A 17783-nucleotide genomic window follows, 5' to 3' on the forward strand; every position below is an offset into this window, starting at 1 on the left:
CTGGACGTCACTGGAACGGCTTTTCTGGAAAAGCCGAACCGTGACAATGACTTGCAACACTCCATGGACGTCCTTGGAACGCCCTGGAAAGTCGAAGTGGAGCGGGTGAAGGGAATCGAACCCTCGTATGAAGCTTGGGAAGCTGCCGTTCTACCATTGAACTACACCCGCACAGCCTTCAAGTGTACGCGATTTGAGAGCGCCCTCAGCGGATGAACACCACGTAGGCCAGCCAGTACAGGCCGGCGGACAGCAGGATGGACACCGGCAGCGTCAGCACCCACGCGATGAGGATGTTGCCGATGGTCTTTTTCTGCAGGCCGCTGCGGTTGGCGACCATCGTGCCGGCCACCCCCGAGGACAGCACGTGCGTGGTCGACACCGGCAGCGAGAACACGTTGGCCGCGCCGATGGCCATGGCCGCAGTGACCTGTGCGCTCATGCCCTGGGCGTAGGTCATGCCGTGATTGCCGATCTTCTCGCCCACCGTCGTCACGACGCGTTTCCAGCCGACCATGGTGCCGGTGCCCAGGGCCAGGGCCACGCCCAGCACTACCCAGAAGGGTGCGTATTCGGTGGTGGCGTTCAGGTCCTTGCGCAGCCGGGCGAGGTCGCGGGCCTCTTCCGGGGGCAGATAGGCGAGCTTGGACACCTTGCGCGCCGTATCGTCCAGGCACAGCACGTAGCGACGCACGTCCAGGCGCGCCTGGGGTGCCAGCTGGTCGTAGCGCGTCACGCCTTCGAGCGAGCGCAGCAGCGCGGCGATGGTGATCTCGGTCTGCTCCGGGTCGCAGCGGAACTTGGCGGGCAGGTCGGAGTTGTTGCGCGGCCTGCCCAGTGCCAGGTAGTCTGACAGCGCACCGGCGTTGCGTTGGTAGAACTCATTGAGGTAGGTGGCGGCGTCGCGCGTGCGGTCGATCTCGTACTTGGTCGAATTCACGTTCAGGGCAAAGTGCGCTGGCACCAGGCCGATCAGCACCAGCATGATGAGGCCGATGCCTTTCTGGCCGTCGTTGGAGCCGTGCACGAAGCTCACCGCCATGGCCGAGATCACCAGCACCATGCGGTTCCAGAACGGCGGTTTCTTCTTGCCCGACTGCTTCAGGCGTGCTTCCGGCGTGCGGTGCATGCTCGATCGGGGCTTCCACCAGCGCAGGGTGATCAGGAACAGGGCAGCCACCGCGAAGCCGGCCAGGGGGGATACCACCAGCGAGATCGCGATGTCGATGGCCTTTTGCCAGTTGACGCCCTGTGACAGCTCGGTCTGCGTGATCAGTGCGTTGGCCATGCCCACGCCGAGGATGGCGCCGATCAGGGTGTGCGAACTCGAGGCCGGGATGCCGAAGAACCAGGTGCCCAGGTTCCAGGCGATGGCCGCCGTGAGCAGCGAGAACACCATGGCCAGGCCGCGGCCTGAATTGACATCGATCAGGAGATCCACCGGCAGCAGGTGCACGATGGCGTAGGCCACGCCCACGCCGCCGAGCAGCACGCCGAAGAAATTGAAGATCCCTGAGGCGATCACCGCCGTCGTGGGCGGCATGGCCCGGGTGTAGATCACCGTCGCCACCGCATTGGCGGTGTCGTGGAAGCCGTTGATGAATTCGAAGGCCAGGACGAAGGCCAGCGCCAGAAAAAGGCTGATGAGCAGCCACGGCTCAAGGCTGCCGAGCATGGAAATCATGGTGGGGGAGTGGGCGTGTAGAGGTGGACGGCTCCTCGCCCATCCTGCAGTTCATGAAAAATCGATGTCAAACCGATGACAGCCCGGATTTTCGCCGAATTTCGCCACCGCCCTGCAGGCGGGGTGGCGAAAGACGCGGATCATCGGTATAGCAACTGGGGCAGCCACATGCCGATCTGCGGCCACATGTACAGGAAGAAGATGGCGAGGATCTGGATGCCCATGAAGGGCATCATGCCCAGGAAGATCTGGTTCAGCGTCACGTGCGGCGGTGCGACACCCTTGAGGTAGAACGCCGACATGGCGACCGGCGGTGAGAGGAAGGCGGTCTGCAGGTTCAGCGCGACCAGCAGCCCGAAGAACAGCGGATCGACACCGAAGTGGTCCAGCAGCGGAATGAAGATGGGCATGAAGATCACGATGATCTCGGTCCACTCCAGCGGCCAGCCCAGCAGGAAGATGACCACCTGCGACAGCAGCATGAACTCCACCTTGCTCAGGTTCAGCGACAGCACCCAGCGCTCGACCAGTTCCTGTCCGCCCAGCAGCGCGAAGGCGGCCGAAAAGATGGCCGATCCCACGAACAGCCAGCAAACCATGGCCGAGGTCTTGGCGGTGAGGAACACGGATTCCTTGAGCACGTCCATGTTCAGCCGCTTGTAGGCCGCCGCCAGCAGGAAGCCGCCGGCCGACCCCATGGCCGCCGCCTCCGTGGGGGTGGCCAGACCGAAGACGATCGAGCCCAGCACCGACAGGATCAGGATCAACAGCGGAAAGAACGAGCCCAGCAGCATCTTGAACACTTCGAGCCGGGCAAAGCTCAGGAACAGGTAGAAGCAGAGCGTGAGCGCGCCCAGCACCGCAAATCCCGCCCACCACCAGGTGGGTGTCGGCTTGCGGGTCGCCTCGGCCGCGCCGGCGGAAGGCTCGTCGGCCGCCTCGCTCGCCGCCGCAGGCGGTTCGGCCACCGGTTCGGCGCCCGGGGGCGCGGCCAGGGCGGTGTCGGCGCCCGGGGGCTCCTGCAGGCCGTCGGCATCGTCCAGCGGCGGCTCCTGCAGCCCGCCTTCCACGGGGGGCTCCACCAGGCCGGTGCCGGACTCCGAATCGCCGGCGCCGTCCGAAAAGCCGATGGGCTGGATCTCGTAGATCGCTTCCGGTGGCACGATCGTCGCGGCGCGCCACGTGCTGGTCGCCAGCAGCACGAAGAGCAGGCCCGGCAGCACGACCAGGGCCAGTTGGCGCAGCACGTAGCCCATGGGGACGTCGGCATTGCGCTGGCCCTTGAGGGCCGCCAGCAGGCGCGCGGGCGCGTATTGCTCGTTGCGGGCGGGCAGGGTGCTGGTCAGTGGTGGCAGCTCGACGTGGCGCTCCTCGGCCGTGAGCGGCGGTGCCCACTTGGGCTTGAGCTTGGCCACCAGGATCACGTAGCCGAAGTACAGGCCCGCGAGCATCAGGCCGGGGAAGAAGGCCCCGGCGTACAGCTGCACCACCGACACCCCGGCCGTGGCGCCGTACAGGATCAGCAGCACCGAGGGTGGAATCAGGATGCCCAGGCAGCCGCCGGCGGTGATGGCGCCGGCAGCCAGGGGCGTGCTGTAGCCGGCGCGCAGCATGGCCGGCAGGGCCAGCAGGCCCATGAGGGTGACGACCGCGCCCACGATGCCGGTGGCCGTCGCGAAAACGGCGCAGGTGGCCAGCGTCGCCACGGCCAGAGACCCTGGAATGCGCGCCATGGCCAGGTGCATGCTCCGGAACAGCGATTCGATCAGGTTGGCGCGCTCGACCAGGTAGCCCATGAACACGAACAGCGGGATGGCGATGAGCACGTCGTTGGCCATGCTCTTGTAGGCCGCCTGCACCATCAGATCGAGCGTGCGGGTGATGTCGCCGTCATAGGCCAGCCAGGTGAAGATCATGCCCATGCCCATGAGCGTGAACGCGGTGGGAAAGCCCAGCATGATGGCCACCACCACGAGCGAGAGCATCAGCAGGCCCAGGTGGCCCTTGGTGATGGTCTCGACACCCAGCAGCATCCAGACGATGGAAGCCAGCACCAGGCCCATGATGGACAGGCCGAACCAGAGTTCCTTGCGCAGCTTCATTGCTTGCCCTCCCTGGCGGTCAGGTCGCGATCGAGGGCCTGGATGTCGCTGTCCTTCACCTGCACCATCTCCTTGAGCTTCTCGACGTCCACTTCCTCCACGTCGTCGCCACGCCGGGGCCACTGGCCGTTGCGCAGGCAGATCATGCAGCGGATGATCTCGGCAATGCCCTGCAGCAGCAGCACCGCGCCCGCCACCGGGATCACGAACTTGAACGGGTACAGGGGCAGGGGCTCGGCGGAGAAGGTCTGCTCGCGGATCGCCAGCGATTCCTGCGCGTAGGTCCAGCCCGCCCAGGTCATGGCGATCACCCCCGGCAGGAAGAACACGACATACAGCGTCAGGTCCACGGCCGCCTGCACGCGTGTGCTGAAGAATCCGTACAGCACGTCGCCGCGCACATGCCCGTTTTTGGACAGCGTGTAGGCGCCGGCCAGCATGAACATGGAGCCATAGAGCATGATCTGCGCGTCGAACACCCAGGCATGCGGGTGGTTCAGCGCGTAGCGGGAAAACACTTCCCAGCAGATCAGAATGGTGAGGGCGACGGCGCACCACGCCGCCGTCTTACCGATCAGGGTCGAGAACGCATCGATCCCAAGCAAGAGTTTCTGCATCGATGGAGCGGGGCTTCGCCCGGGGCAGGGAGGTACACAAAGGGGCGCCGCCAGGGCGCCCCTTCACTCTTCGGGGCAGGGGGCGACGGTCACCCGGCGCCTACAGTCGCCCGATTCAGCTCCGGCGCTGGCCGAAGTAGTGGTTCCAGGCCATCTTGAAGTCGATGTCGGTGTCGTTCTTCCAGCGGCCGCTGCGCTGGGCGAACGCACGCATGGAGTCCATCACGCGCTTGAACGTTTCGTTCTCCGCGGCTTTCTTCTGCGTGACCTTGTCCCATGCGGCCAGCTGCGCGCGCAGGATCGAGTCGGGCGTCTTGTAGAACTTCACGCCCTGCTCGGCCTGCATGGCGGCGTAGTCCTTGGCGTAACGGTCGGCCGCCTTCCAGCTCATGTCGGCGCTGGCCGCCTGTGTCGCATAGTCGATGATGGCCTTGAGCTCGGTGGACAGCGCGTCGTACTTGCTCTTGTTGAACAGCACCTCGAACTGCTCGCTGGACTGGTGGAAGCTCTGCAGCATGCAGTTCTTGGCCACGTCCGGGAAGCCCAGGGCACGGTCGCTGGAGGCATTGTTGAACTCGGCCGCATCAAGCAGGCCGCGGTCCAGCGCGGGCACGATCTCGCCGCCGGGCAGCGGATTGACGGCCAGCCCCATCTCGGTGAACACGTCCACCGCCAGGCCCACGGTGCGGAACTTCAGGCCCTTGAGTTCCTCGGCCCGGGCCACCGGCTTCTTGAACCAGCCCAGTGGCTGGGTCGGCATGGGACCATACAGCTTGGACACCACGTCCAGGTTCAGGCTCTTGTAGATATCGTCGAGCAACTCCTTGCCGCCACCGTAGTAGTGCCATGCCAGCACCATGTTGGCGTCCATGCCGAAGGCCGGGCCCGAGCCCCACAGGGCCACCGCCTGATTCTTGCCGTACCAGTAGGCCACCACACCATGGCCACCGTCCAGCGTGCCCTTGGCGACCGCATCCAGCAACTGGAAGGCCGGTACCACGGCACCGGCCGGCAGCACCTCGATCTTCAGGCGGTTGCCGGCCATGTCGTTGATTTTCTTCGCGTAGTCCTGCGCGAATTCGTGGAAGATGTCCTTCGCTGGCCAGGTGCTCTGGAAGCGCCAGGTGATCGTCTGTGCCTGGCTGACCATGGGTACCGACATGGCGCTGGCCGCCACGGCAGCGCCCTTCAGGAGGTTGCGGCGGCGGGTACTACTGCTGCTCTGCGTCATCGTTGTCTCCTTCTACATGGGGTGCCTGGACCATCCAGACCCCCCATCTTGGGAGGAGAGATGCATGAGCTGAAACAGGGTTTTTACCCATCGGGAGTGAATTATTTTCACTCCCGGGTTGCGACACCTTATTTCAGGACGTCGCCGACGCAGAGGTACTTGATCTCGACGTAGTCGTCCATGCCGTGGTGCGAGCCTTCCCGGCCCAGGCCCGACTGCTTGACGCCGCCGAAGGGCACGTGCTCGGTGGCCAGGATGCCCACGTTGATGCCGACCATGCCGTATTCCAGCGCCTCGCCAACGCGGAAGATGCGGCCGACGTCGCGGCTGTAGAAGTAGCTGGCCAGGCCGAACTCGGTGGCGTTGGCCGCGTCGATGGCTTCCTGCTCGGTCTCGAACCTGAAGATGGGCGCGAACGGGCCGAAGGTTTCCTCGCGCGCGCACAGCATGTCGGGCGTGGCGTTGGCCACCACGGTGGGCTCGAAGAACTGGCCTTGCAGCTTTTGGCCGCCGGTCACCACCGTACCGCCCCTGGCCACGGCATCCTCGACGTGGCGCTGCACTTTCTGTACCGCGGCATCCTCGATCAGTGGGCCCTGTACCACGCCGTCCTCGAAACCGTTGCCGACCTTGAAGCCCTTGACGCGGGCGGCGAACTTCTGCACGAACTCGTCGTACACGCCGGCCTGCACGTAGAAGCGGTTGGCGCAGACGCAGGTCTGGCCCGCGTTGCGGTACTTGCTGGCGATGGCGCCTTCGACGGCCGAATCGATGTCGGCGTCGTCGAACACGATGAACGGCGCGTTGCCGCCGAGTTCGAGCGAGAGCTTCTTGACCGTGGGCGCGCATTGCGCCATGAGGATGCGGCCGACCTCGGTCGAGCCGGTGAACGAGAGGTGGCGCACCACGTCGCTGGCACACAGCACCTTGCCCACGGCGATGGAGTTGTCGGCGTCGGCGGTGATCACGTTGAGCACGCCAGCAGGGATGCCGGCGCGCACGGCCAGTTCGGCCACGGCCAGCGCGGTCAGCGGCGTGAGTTCGGCCGGCTTGATGACCACCGGGCAGCCGGCGGCCAGGGCGGGCGCGACCTTGCGCGTGATCATGGCCAGCGGGAAGTTCCACGGCGTGATCGCGGCGCAGACACCGATCGGCTGGCGCAGCACCAGCAGGCGGCGGTTGTTGTCGAAGGTCGGCAGGGTCTCGCCGTTGACGCGCTTGGCTTCCTCGGCGAACCACTCGACGAAGCTGGCGCCGTAGGCGACCTCACCCTTGGCTTCGGGCAGCGGTTTGCCCTGCTCGGCGGTCATCAGGCGACCGAGGTCCTCCTGGTTGGCCATCAGCAGGTCGAACCACTTGCGCAGGATGATGCTGCGCTCCTTGGCCGTCTTGCTGCGCCAGGCAGGCCAGGCGGCGTTGGCCGCGCTGATGGCCTGCTCGGCCTCGGCCGGGCCGAGGTTGGCGACATCGGCGATTTTCTGGCCCGTGGCCGGGTCGTGGACGTCGAAGCGGGTGAGGCCCGGGACCCACTGCCCGTTGATCAGGCCGTCCGTCTTGAGCAGGGATGGGTCATTGAGTTGGGCCAGGGGGGAAGTTTTCATGTCCATGGTGTCTCCGTGCGGTGAAAGTGGGTGAGCTCGGGAAGCAGGCACTGTCGGTCATGTTAAACAGCTTGTGACCACGGCCCGGCAAAGCGCCAAGCATAGATCGGTGGCGCATGGGCTGCCATATATAGGAAAATGGAGGGTTTCAGGCGCCGGCGTGGCGCTTTCAGAGACCCACACCCTCACACCATGACCGTTCCTGTTTCCGTCGCCGACATCCGCAAGACATTTCTGGACTTCTTTGCGGCCAAGGGTCACACCATCGTGGCCTCCAGCCCCCTCGTGCCCGGCAACGACCCGACCCTGATGTTCACCAACTCGGGCATGGTGCAGTTCAAGGACGTGTTCCTGGGCACCGACAAGCGCCCCTACACGCGCGCGGCCAGCGTGCAGACCTGCCTGCGCGCCGGTGGCAAGCACAACGATCTGGAGAACGTGGGCTACACCGCGCGGCACCACACCTTTTTCGAGATGCTGGGCAACTGGTCCTTTGGCGACTACTTCAAGAAGGAGAGCATCGAGTGGGGCTGGGAGCTGCTGACCAAGGTCTATGGTCTGCCGCCGGAGCGCCTGCTGGCGACGGTGTACGCGGAGGATGACGAGGCCTACGGCATCTGGACGCAGATCATCGGTCTGCCGCCCGAGCGCGTGATCCGCATCGGTGACAACAAGGGTGGCCGCTACAAGAGCGACAACTTCTGGATGATGGCCGACACCGGCCCCTGCGGCCCGTGCTCCGAAATCTTCTACGACCACGGCCCCGAGATCCCCGGCGGCCCTCCGGGCAGCCCCGACGAGGACGGCGACCGCTTCATCGAGATCTGGAACCACGTGTTCATGCAGTTCGAGATGCACGAGGACGGCTCGGTCACGCCGCTGCCGGCGCCCTGCGTGGACACCGGCATGGGCCTGGAGCGCCTGGCGGCCATCCTGCAGCATGTGCACAGCAACTACGAGATCGATCTGTTCGACGCGCTGATCAAGGCCGCGGCGCGCGAAACCGGCTGCGCCGACCTGGCCAACCCCTCGCTCAAGGTCATCGCCGACCACATCCGCGCCACGGCCTTTCTCATCTGCGATGGCGTGATCCCCTCCAACGAAGGCCGCGGCTACGTGCAGCGCCGCATCGTGCGCCGCGCCATCCGTCACGGCTACAAGCTGGGGCAGAAAAGCCCGTTTTTTCACAAACTGGTCCGGGATCTGGCGCAGCAGATGGGCCAGGCCTACCCCCGCCTGGCCGAGCAGGAGCAACGCATCACCGAGGTGCTCAAGGCCGAGGAAGAGCGTTTTTACGAGACGCTGGAAAACGGCATGGAGATTCTGGATGCCGCCCTCTCCGGAGGGGAGAAGCTGCTGCCCGGTGAGGTGGCCTTCAAGCTGCACGACACCTACGGCTTCCCGCTGGACCTGACCAATGACGTCTGCCGCGAGCGCGGTGTGGGCGTGGACGAAGCCGGCTTCAACGCGGCGATGGAAAAGCAGAAGGCGCAGGCGCGGGCAGCCGGCAAGTTCAAGATGGACAAGCTGCTCGACTACGACGGCGCCAGCAACACCTTCACCGGCTACGGGTCGCTGCAGGAGCAGGCCAAGGTGGTGGCCCTGTACGTGGACGGCACGCCGGTGGCCGAGCTCAAGGCCGGCCAGGACGGCGTGGTCGTGCTCGACACCACACCGTTCTATGCCGAAAGCGGTGGCCAGGTCGGAGATCAGGGGGTCATCCACACGCCCCTGGCGCGTTTCGACGTGGCCGATACGCAAAAGATCAAGGCCGATGTGTTCGGTCACCACGGCACGCTGGTCGAGGGCACGCTCGCCGTGGGCGATGCCGTGACGGCGGCCGTGAACACCGAACTGCGCGCGGCCACGGTGCGCAACCACAGCGCCACCCACCTGATGCACAAGGCGCTGCGCGAGGTGCTGGGCGAACACGTCCAGCAAAAGGGTTCGTTGGTCAACGCCGAACGCACCCGCTTCGACTTTGCACACAATGCACCCGTCACGAGCGACGAAATCCGTCGCATCGAGGCCATCGTCAACGCCGAGGTGCTGGCCAACGCACCCACGCAGGCGCGCGTCATGGACATCGAGTCGGCCAAGGCCACCGGCGCCATGATGCTGTTCGGCGAGAAGTACGGCGACAGTGTGCGCGTGCTCGACATCGGCTCCAGCCGCGAGCTGTGCGGCGGCACGCACGTGCAGCGCACCGGCGACATCGGCCTGTTCAAGGTGGTGGCCGAAGGGGGTGTGGCCGCCGGCGTGCGCCGCATCGAGGCCGTGACGGGCACGAACGCGCTGGCCTATCTGCAGCAGCTGGAATCGACCGTGGAAGAGGCGGCCGGCGTGCTCAAGGCGCCGACCACCGAGCTGACCGGTCGCGTCGGCCAGGTGCTGGACCAGGTGAAGGCGCTGGAAAAGGAAATCGCCGCGCTCAAGAGCAAGCTGGCTTCCAGCCAGGGCGACGAGCTGGCGGGCCAGGCCGTGGACGTCAAGGGCCTGAAGGTGCTGGCCGCGCGCCTGGACGGCGCCGACGCCAAGACCCTGCGCGAGACCATGGACCAGCTCAAGAACAAGCTCAAGACCGCCGTCATCGTGCTGGCCGCCGTCGATGGTGCCAAGGTGCAACTGGCCGCGGGCGTGACCACCGACAGCACGGGCAAGGTCAAGGCCGGCGAGCTGGTCAATTTCGTCGCCCAGCAGGTGGGTGGCAAGGGCGGCGGCAAGCCCGACATGGCCATGGCCGGCGGCACCGACGCCGCGGCCCTGCCGGCCGCACTGGCGAGCGTGCAGGTCTGGGTGGCCGAGCGCGCCTGACGGCCATGGCCGGCACCTGTTCCCCTCGCCGGCGGGTCCTGCGGATGCTGGGTCTGGTGGCAGCGGGGCTGGCCGCGGGGCCGGTGCGGGCGCAGGGCCAGGGCGAGCTGCCCGGGGTGGACAAGGCCGACTGGCCGGCCGGCCAGCCCATGCCCGCCTTGCGGGCGCCCGATCTGCAGGGGCGCATGACGGACCTGGCATCGCTGCGCGGCAAAGTGGTGCTGGTCAACTTCTGGGCCAGCTGGTGCGCACCGTGCCGGGTGGAGATGCCGCTGCTGCAGGCGGTGCCCGAGTTGCTTGGCGAAGACCGTGTGGCCGTTCTGGCGGTCAACTTCAAGGAGTCGCCGCGAACGGTCGCCCGTTTTGTGGCGTCCCAGCAATGGCGCGTGCCCGTGCTGCTCGACCCGGCGGGTGAGGTGGCCCGGGCCTGGGGGGTGAAGGTCTTCCCGACCACCTTACTGATCGACCCGCAAGGGCATGCCAGGTATGTCGTCCGGGGCGAGGTGGACTGGAGCCAGTCCGTCGCGCTGGACTGGGTGGAGCGGCTTGCCAGGCCCTGACGGCGCGCGCGCCGCCATCCGGTTATTCTTCGCTTTCCCGTGAGCCATGCGCTGCGCCCTGTGTGCGCGGCTCGGCTTTTTGCTGATCAGACCAGGAGTTCTCTGTATGAACCAGGATCGCCGTCACTTCCTGCGCTGCGCCGCCGCGACCGCGGCCGCCAGTGCCATCTCGCTGCCTGCGGGCCATGCCTGGGCGCAGGCGCCCGAGCGGCGCCGCTTTGCGCCCGAGCCGGGCAACTGGCGCAGCTTCGATGTCACCACACGGGTGGACATTGCCTTCCCCGAAGGCCCGACCCAGGTCTGGCTGCCGGTGCCCTCGATCGAGAGTGACTGGCAGCGGTCATTGACCAGCAGCGTCCAGACCAACGGCGCGGCCCGGTTCCTCGAGGACGGCCTGTACGGTGTGCGCATGCTGCACGTGACTTTCGGGAAGTCGGGCGCCACGCCCTACGTGGAGCTGACCAGCCGCGTGCAGACGCGCAACCGCCAGGCCGACTTCACCCGGCGCGGCGATGCGCCGGCCGCGGATGCCGCGTCGCTGCGTTTCTGGACCCGGCCCACCCGCCTGCTGCCCACCGACGGCATCGTGCGCGAGACTGCGCTCAAGGCCACGCAGGGCGCGCGCACCGACCGCGAGAAGGTGCGGGCGATCTACGACTGGGTGGTGGCCAATACCTACCGTGAACCCAAGGTGCGCGGCTGTGGCGAAGGCGACATCAAGACCATGCTGGAAACCGGCAACCTGGGTGGCAAGTGTGCCGACCTGAATGCCATCTTCGTGGGCCTGTGCCGCGCCGCGGGCGTGCCGGCGCGCGACGTGTATGGCCTGCGCCTGGCCCCGTCGGCCTTCGGCTACAAGGAGCTCGGTGCCAACTCCGCCAGCCTCAAGGGCGCCCAGCACTGCCGTGCCGAGGTGTACCTGGCCGGTCTGGGCTGGGTGGCGATGGACCCGGCCGACGTGGCCAAGGTTCAGCGCCAGGAAACGGCCGAATGGATCAAGACCACCGATCACCCGGTGGTCGCGCCCGTCAACCGCGCCCTGTACGGCGGCTGGGAAGGCAACTGGGTGGGCTGGAACATGGGTCACGACCTGGCGCTGCCCGGCGCGCAAGGTCCGGAGCTTGGCTTCCTGATGTACCCGGTGGCCGAAACCGGCGGCCAGCGTGTCGACTCCTACAACCCGGACGACTTCAAGTACCAGATCAGCGCGCGCGAAATCACCGCCTGATCAGGCGCCCGGCCAGGCCAGCGCCAGCCGGCTGTCGAAACGGCGGGGCTGGCCGGTCACCGGGTCGGTGAACGCGATGCTGCGCGCCAGCAGGCGCAGCGGCTCGGCGTAGTCTTCGGGCTCGCCGGGCCCCCGGCGTACCGTGGGGTAGAACTGGTCGCCGGCGATCGGCAGGCCCAGCGCGTTCATGTGCACACGCAACTGGTGGCGCTTGCCGGTGACCGGTGCCAGCGCGTACCGCGCCCAGGTGCCGCGCCGCTCGGTCAGGGTGATGCGGGTTTCGCTGTTGGCCTCGCCATCGGTCTCGATCATGCGGAAGAAGGCCGACGGATCTTCCTCGATGCGGCTGCGCTGGATGACGGTTGCCGAGTGGAGGGCCGCCCCTTCGGCCGGGCCCGGGGCGATGGCCTCGTAGGTCTTGTCCACCTGCCGTGCGCGGAACAGCGCCTGGTAGGCGCCGCGATCCTGCGGGCGCACGCTGAAGAGCACCAGCCCTGCGGTCTCCCGGTCGATGCGGTGGATGGGGCTGAGCGAGTCGATGCCCGTGGACCGCTTGAGCCGGACCAGCAGCGTCTCGCGGACGAACCGGCCGGTGGGCGTGACGGGCAGGAAGTGCGGCTTGTCCGCCACCAGCAGGTGCTCGTCCAGGTGCAGCACCGTCGCCTCGAAGGGCACGCGGTGTTCGTGGGGGAGGGAGCGCCAGTAGTACAGGCGCTGTCCGCCGCGGTAGGGCGCGTCGGCATGCACCGGCTGGCCCGCGTCGTCCAGCACCTCGCCGCTGGCCATGCGCCGGCACCAGTCCTCGCGCGTGACGGCCGGCAGGCGTTCGGCAAGGAAGTCGACCGTCGTCGGCCACGGGCAGTCCGCTCCGGTGGCTGGCAGCGCGACGCAACTGGGCGAGATGCCGTCACGGGTCGGGATGAGCAGGTTTTTGGGCGGGCGGGCCACGATGGCAAAGCGAGGGGCAAGGGAAAAACCGGTATTCTCGGCCGTTTCGCCACCGATCGCGCCAGCACCGCCATGCCTGAACCATCCACACCCGCACCGGCCGCCGTTGCCGGCCCATTCCCCGGTGGCGCTGGCCTTCTTCGCCGCGGTGCGGCGGTGGTGCTCGCCTGCGTGCTGTTGCAGGGCTGTGCGGTGGTGGCCGCCGTCGATGTGGCGGCCTCGGCGGTGGTGGGGGTGGCCGGGTTGGCGGTTGACGCGGCGGTCGGGACCGCGCGCGTCGGTGGCAAGCTCATCGGCGCGGGCGTCGATGCGGCGCTGGGATCGGACGAACCCCCGGATGACGATTGAGCCGGCTGGCGCTCAGCGGCGCCGGAAAACCAGGTCCCACACGCCGTGGCCGAGCTTCAGGCCGCGGTTCTCGAACTTGGTCAGGGGCCGGTAGTCCGGCTTGGGGGCATAGCCGCCCAGACCCGCCCCAGCGGCCGTGTTGGCCAGCAGCGGTTCGGCCGAGAGCACTTCCAGCATCTGCTCGGCATAGGGCTGCCAGTCCGTGGCCAGGTGGATGTAGCCGCCGGGCTTGAGGTGCCTGGCCAGCCGGTTCACGAACGGTGGCTGGATCAGGCGCCGCTTGTGGTGGCGGCTCTTGTGCCACGGGTCGGGAAAGAAGATGTGCACGCCGTCCAGGCTTTGCTCGGGCAGCATGTGGTCCAGCACCTCGACCGCGTCGTGCTGGAAGATGCGGATGTTCCCGATGTCCTGCTCGCCGCACAGCTTGAGCAGCGCGCCCACGCCGGGCTCGTGCACCTCGCAGCACAGGAAGTTGTCGTCGGGGCGGCTCTGCGCGATCTGGGCCGTGGCATTGCCCATGCCGAAGCCGATTTCCATGATCAGCGGCGCCTCGCGCCCGAACACCTGGGCCAGGTCGAGCTGACGGCTCGCGTCGTAGGGGAGCAGGAAGCGCGGGCCGTACAGCTCGAAGGCGCGCTGCTGCCCGGGACCCATGCGACCGGCGCGGAGCACGTAGCTCTTGATCTGGCGCAGGTAGGCGCCGTTCTCGGGGGGCGTGCGCGAGGCGTGGCGGGGATCGGTCATGGTTCGGGCGAGCTGGCAGGGTGGGCGCTGATTGTAGAGGGCCAGGCCGCAGCCCAGCGGGCCAGGGCATCGGGGACGCTGCCTGTCATGGGCGGCAGGCCGAGCACGGCGGCGGCCTGGTTCAGGGCGGCCAGCGGGTCCGACAGGTCCAGCGCGCGGGCGCCGTTCTGTTTGCTGAGCTTTTCGCCGTTGTCACCTCGCACCAGCGGCGTGTGCAGGTAGGCGGGCGTGGGCAGGCCCAGGGCGCGCTGCAACAGGATCTGCCGCGGTGTGTTGTCCGTCAGGTCCTCGCCGCGGACCACATGGGTGATGCCCTGTGCCGCGTCATCCACCACCACGGCGAGCTGGTAGGCCCACAGGCCGTCAGCGCGCCGCAGCACGAAGTCACCGACATCGACCGCCACATCCTGCATTTGCGGGCCGAGGCGGCGGTCCGTCCAGCGAACCTCGGTGTCCTCACCCAGGTGGAAGCGCCAGGCGCGGGCCGGGCGTCCACGCAGGCCGCCGTTTTCCGGGCGGCAGGTGCCTGGGTAGACCGCCGCATGGTGCCGCGCGCGCGTTCGCCCCTGCGCCTGCAGTGCGGCCTCGATGTCCTTGCGTGAGCAGGCACAGGGGTAGGCGCGTCCGCGGCCTGCCAGTTCGTCCAGTGCCCGCTGGTAGTGAGCCCCCCGGGCCGATTGCCACAGCACGGGTTCGTCGCTGTGCAGGCCGCAGGCGGCGAGCTGCTGCAGGATGAGCCGGTCGGCACCGGGCACGCATCGCGGGGTGTCCACATCTTCGATGCGCACCAGCCAGACGCCGCCGTGAGCGCGCGCATCCAGCCAGCTCGCCAGTGCGGCCACCAGCGAGCCTGCGTGCAGTGGCCCCGTGGGCGAGGGGGCGAACCGTCCGCGGTAGTTCACGCCATGGCCAGTGCCAGTTCCAGGCCGGAGATGAACGCGTCCTCGACCCGGTGGCCCAGGCACCAGTCGCCGCACAGGCCGAGGCCCAGTTTGGCATCGAGCAGGTGGCTCTGGCCCAGCGGTTGTTCCGTCTGCGCCTGGGGCCATTGATGCGCCATGGCAAAGGGCGGGGTGGCACGGATGCCGGTGATTTCGGCGAATCCCTTGAGCAGCTTGTCGCGCACGCGTTCTTCGCTGTCGTTCAGGTGGCGAGCCGACCAGGCCGGGCTGGCTTGGACCGTCCAGCGCTCGATGCTGCCCCGGCCCGGTTTGCAGTTCTCGCGCGCCAGCCAGCTGATGCGGTGGTGCGTGCTGCGCGCGGCGTTCCAGTGGGGACCAAAACTGCCCATGCCCGGCTGGCTGGCCTGAGGGAACGCCAGCAGCAGTGTCCAGCAGGGCGCCACGGACACACCGGTCAGGCGCTGGCGCATGCGGGGGGCCAGATCCGACGCCGCCAGCAGGCCCGCCGATGCGAGCGGGGGCAGCGCCAGCACCACGCGGTCGAACCCGCCCAGCACCGCCTGTCCGGGTTGGGGCGCATCACTGCCGTCGTCGGTGCGCAACTGCCAGCGGGTCGGCGCCAGCGCGTCGCGTTCGATCCGTGTGACCTTGTGCGAGAGCAACAGGCGTGCGGGCAGGCCGCCGAAACGCTCAGGCTGATCAAGGGGTTCGGCCCAGTGGTTCAGCAACGAGACCATGCCTGGCTTGGCGACATAGTGCGGCTCGCTCGGCGGTGGTGCGCTGGCCAGTACATGACCGAGCTCGTCGAGCACGCGCACCGTGCTCACGCTCCAGGGGCGCACGAGGGCGGGTGTGTCGTCCAGCACGCGGCGAAAGCGCGGGTCACGCACGGTGAAGTACTGCACACCCGGGTCGAAACCGCCGAACGGGGTAGCCAGCGTCGTCATCCGGCCGCCCACGGCCGCCTCCTGCTCGAGCAGCGTGACGCGGTGGCCGGCCTGCAGCAAGGTGCGTGCACAGGCAATGCCGGCGATGCCCGCACCAACCACGGCCACATGCAGGGCCGGTGCCGGTGCCGACGTGCGGCGGGAGGGCGAAGTGCGGTTCGGGCGTTGGGGCATGGTGCGTACTCGGGCAGGAAAGGTGGATCCACTGTAGCAGCGCGCAGGCGCGCCGCGTCAGTCAGCTTTGGTGATGGTTGTGCAGCAGCGCATGTCGCGTGCCGGGGTGTTGCAGTCGGTCGAGCCACCAGCGCAGGGCACGCCCCTGACCGCTGGTGCCACGGCGCTGGCGCCAGGCGTAATGCATCCGGAGCATCCGGGTGCTGCCCTGCACCGGCTTGACCACCAGACGACCGGCGACGATGAAGGGCTGCGCCAGCGGCAGGGGCAGAAAGCCGACGCCGAGTCCGCGCAACTGGGCTTCGAGCTTGAAATGCATGCCGGGTACCGTGAGCACGTCTTGCCCGGGGGCCAGGTTGTGGGTCAGCCCGCGGCCCTTGACGGTGCTGTCGGCCACCGCCACCGCGCGATACTGCCGCCGGTCATCGTCGCTGAGGGGATGGTCCAGCGCCGCCAGCGGATGGTTCGGCGCCACGGCGAAAACGAAATCGACCGTGCCGAGCGGGCTGGTATGGATGTCGGGGACGCTGGGCATGGAGTCGCTGGCAATGCCCAGCGCCAGGTCGGCCAGGCCATCGCGCAGCGCGTCCGCCGTGCCCGACAGCGTCTCGGAGCGCAGTTTCAGCCGCGTCGGTGCCTGTTCGGCATAAAAGGCCTCGCACAGCTCGAACAGGGTGGCGCGCGCGATGATGGCGTCGGCGGCGATGGTCAGTTCGGGTTCCCAGCCGGTGGCCACGCGCCGCACGCGCTTGGCCACGGCGTCGAGCTCTTCGAGCAGATAACGGCCGGCGTGCAGCAACTCCTCACCCGCCGGCGTCAGCCGGGCGCGGCGTGCGCTGCGGTCGAACAGCAGCACATCCAGCGCGTCCTCGACCTGCCGCACGCGGTAGGTCAGGGCGCTGGGCACCATGCCCAGTTCGCGCGCGGCGGCGGCCATGCTGCCCAGGCGGGCGACCGCCTCGATCAGGCCCAGGTTCTCGGGCGACAGCGCGGAACGGGTCAGTGGGGTGGCCATGGCACTGCCTCCTTGGTTCATCTGAATTGAATGATGCCATCAATTCAATGCAAACCAAATGGGGTTGGATCTTTTGACAATGGATGCCATCGGGTTCGCTCAGAGCCCGCATCCCCGTCGAAAGGAGCCTGTCATGATGAACATCCGCCGTGCCGAAGCCCGTGGCTATGCCGACCACGGCTGGCTCAAGAGCTTCCATTCGTTTTCGTTTGCCGACTACTTCGATCCGGCCTGGATGGGCTGGGGCAACCTGCGCGTGATCAACGAGGACCGCATCGCGCCGGGCACCGGTTTTGGCGCGCACAGCCACCGCGATATGGAGATCATCAGCTACGTCCTGCAGGGCAACCTGGCCCACAAGGACAGCATGGGCAACGTCAAGGGCATTCCCCCCGGCGACGTGCAGCGCATGAGCGCGGGCACCGGCGTGCGCCACAGCGAGTTCAACCATGCGCCGGACCAGACCACGCACTTCCTGCAGATCTGGATCGAGCCCAACCAGCGTGGCATCGGGCCCAGCTACGAGCAAAAAAGCTTCCCAGCCGAGCAAAAGCGTGGCAGGCTGCGACTGGTCGCATCCCCCGATGGCGCCGACGGCTCCGTCACCATCCACGCCGATGCTGCTCTGTACGCAGGGCTGCTGGACGGCGTGGAAACGGCCGAGCTGGCGCTGGCCCCGGGCCGCAAGGGCTATGTCCATGTGGTGCAGGGCGAGCTGGACATCAATGGCCAGCGCCTGAAGGGGGGCGACGCGGCCGTACTGGCCGACGAGCCTCTGATTTCGCTCGCCGGTGGGCGCCAGGCCGAGGTGCTGGTGTTCGATCTCGCTGCATGACCGGCATCGTCCGGCCGTCGGCGGCGCAGCTTG

15 protein-coding genes and 1 tRNA gene are annotated in these 17783 nt (G+C 67.6%); 5 read left to right on the forward strand and 11 right to left on the reverse strand.

Features of this window, described 5'->3' with window-relative positions; all coding sequences use genetic code 11:
- Window positions 1-97 precede the first annotated feature (97 nt).
- The 6 genes from PHQ87_RS04015 to PHQ87_RS04040 all read right to left on the reverse strand — a co-directional run bounded on the left by PHQ87_RS04015 (window position 98) and on the right by PHQ87_RS04040 (window position 7241).
- Window positions 98-171, reverse strand: a tRNA-Gly gene (locus PHQ87_RS04015).
- A 34-nt stretch (window positions 172-205) separates the two neighbouring features.
- Entirely contained in the window at window positions 206-1675 is a 1470-nt protein-coding gene (locus tag PHQ87_RS04020) for an inorganic phosphate transporter (RefSeq protein WP_300231521.1), read from the reverse strand.
- A 149-nt stretch (window positions 1676-1824) separates the two neighbouring features.
- A complete protein-coding gene (locus PHQ87_RS04025) occupies window positions 1825-3786 on the reverse strand; it encodes a TRAP transporter large permease subunit (RefSeq protein WP_300231523.1) in 1962 nt (653 codons plus the stop codon).
- Window positions 3783-4403, reverse strand: coding sequence for a TRAP transporter small permease subunit (locus PHQ87_RS04030; protein ID WP_300231525.1), 621 nt, complete (start codon window positions 4401-4403; stop codon window positions 3783-3785). Before PHQ87_RS04030 ends, PHQ87_RS04025 begins: the two co-directional genes overlap by 4 nt.
- Window positions 4404-4518: 115 nt before the next feature.
- A complete protein-coding gene (locus PHQ87_RS04035) occupies window positions 4519-5634 on the reverse strand; it encodes a TRAP transporter substrate-binding protein (protein ID WP_300231528.1) in 1116 nt (371 codons plus the stop codon).
- A 128-nt stretch (window positions 5635-5762) separates the two neighbouring features.
- Window positions 5763-7241, reverse strand: coding sequence for an NAD-dependent succinate-semialdehyde dehydrogenase (locus tag PHQ87_RS04040; protein ID WP_300231530.1), 1479 nt, complete (start codon window positions 7239-7241; stop codon window positions 5763-5765).
- A 186-nt stretch (window positions 7242-7427) separates the two neighbouring features.
- Here PHQ87_RS04040 and alaS point away from each other — a divergent pair, with 186 nt between their 5' ends.
- From alaS to PHQ87_RS04055, 3 genes are all read left to right on the forward strand, one after another.
- Entirely contained in the window at window positions 7428-10049 is a 2622-nt protein-coding gene (alaS, locus tag PHQ87_RS04045) for an alanine--tRNA ligase (protein ID WP_300231532.1), read from the forward strand.
- 44 nt (window positions 10050-10093) lie between these two features.
- Window positions 10094-10609, forward strand: coding sequence for a TlpA disulfide reductase family protein (locus tag PHQ87_RS04050; protein WP_300231534.1), 516 nt, complete (start codon window positions 10094-10096; stop codon window positions 10607-10609).
- A 106-nt stretch (window positions 10610-10715) separates the two neighbouring features.
- On the forward strand, window positions 10716-11837 hold the full coding sequence (locus tag PHQ87_RS04055) for a transglutaminase family protein (protein WP_300231536.1): 1122 nt from the start codon (window positions 10716-10718) through the stop codon (window positions 11835-11837).
- Here the strand turns inward: PHQ87_RS04055 and PHQ87_RS04060 are convergent, their stop codons facing one another.
- Window positions 11838-12785, reverse strand: coding sequence for a pseudouridine synthase (locus PHQ87_RS04060; RefSeq protein WP_300231538.1), 948 nt, complete (start codon window positions 12783-12785; stop codon window positions 11838-11840). It abuts the gene before it with no gap.
- Window positions 12786-12857: 72 nt separating this feature from the next.
- Between PHQ87_RS04060 and PHQ87_RS04065 the strand changes: the two genes are divergently transcribed.
- A complete protein-coding gene (locus PHQ87_RS04065; protein WP_300231540.1) occupies window positions 12858-13133 on the forward strand; it encodes a hypothetical protein in 276 nt (91 codons plus the stop codon).
- 12 nt (window positions 13134-13145) lie between these two features.
- Here PHQ87_RS04065 and trmB read toward each other — a convergent pair whose 3' ends face one another.
- The 4 genes from trmB to PHQ87_RS04085 all read right to left on the reverse strand — a co-directional run bounded on the left by trmB (window position 13146) and on the right by PHQ87_RS04085 (window position 16915).
- Window positions 13146-13877, reverse strand: a complete 732-nt coding sequence (gene trmB / locus PHQ87_RS04070) for a tRNA (guanosine(46)-N7)-methyltransferase TrmB (RefSeq protein WP_300231542.1) — start codon at window positions 13875-13877, stop codon at window positions 13146-13148.
- A complete protein-coding gene (gluQRS, locus tag PHQ87_RS04075) occupies window positions 13874-14779 on the reverse strand; it encodes a tRNA glutamyl-Q(34) synthetase GluQRS (protein ID WP_300231544.1) in 906 nt (301 codons plus the stop codon). Before gluQRS ends, trmB begins: the two co-directional genes overlap by 4 nt.
- Complete coding sequence (locus PHQ87_RS04080; protein WP_300231546.1) at window positions 14776-15900, reverse strand: FAD-dependent oxidoreductase; 1125 nt, start codon at window positions 15898-15900, stop codon at window positions 14776-14778. The genes gluQRS and PHQ87_RS04080 overlap by 4 nt, the downstream gene beginning before the upstream one ends.
- A 61-nt stretch (window positions 15901-15961) precedes the next feature.
- Window positions 15962-16915 carry a LysR family transcriptional regulator gene (locus tag PHQ87_RS04085; protein ID WP_300231548.1) on the reverse strand — a complete coding sequence of 318 codons (954 nt, stop codon included), beginning with the start codon at window positions 16913-16915 and terminating at the stop codon, window positions 15962-15964.
- A gap of 133 nt (window positions 16916-17048) precedes the next feature.
- Here PHQ87_RS04085 and PHQ87_RS04090 point away from each other — a divergent pair, with 133 nt between their 5' ends.
- A complete protein-coding gene (locus PHQ87_RS04090) occupies window positions 17049-17750 on the forward strand; it encodes a pirin family protein (RefSeq protein WP_300231550.1) in 702 nt (233 codons plus the stop codon).
- The last annotated feature ends 33 nt before the right edge of the window (window positions 17751-17783 follow it).

It is taken from the genome of Hydrogenophaga sp., assembly GCF_028698005.1.
GTDB lineage: Bacteria > Pseudomonadota > Gammaproteobacteria > Burkholderiales > Burkholderiaceae_C > Hydrogenophaga.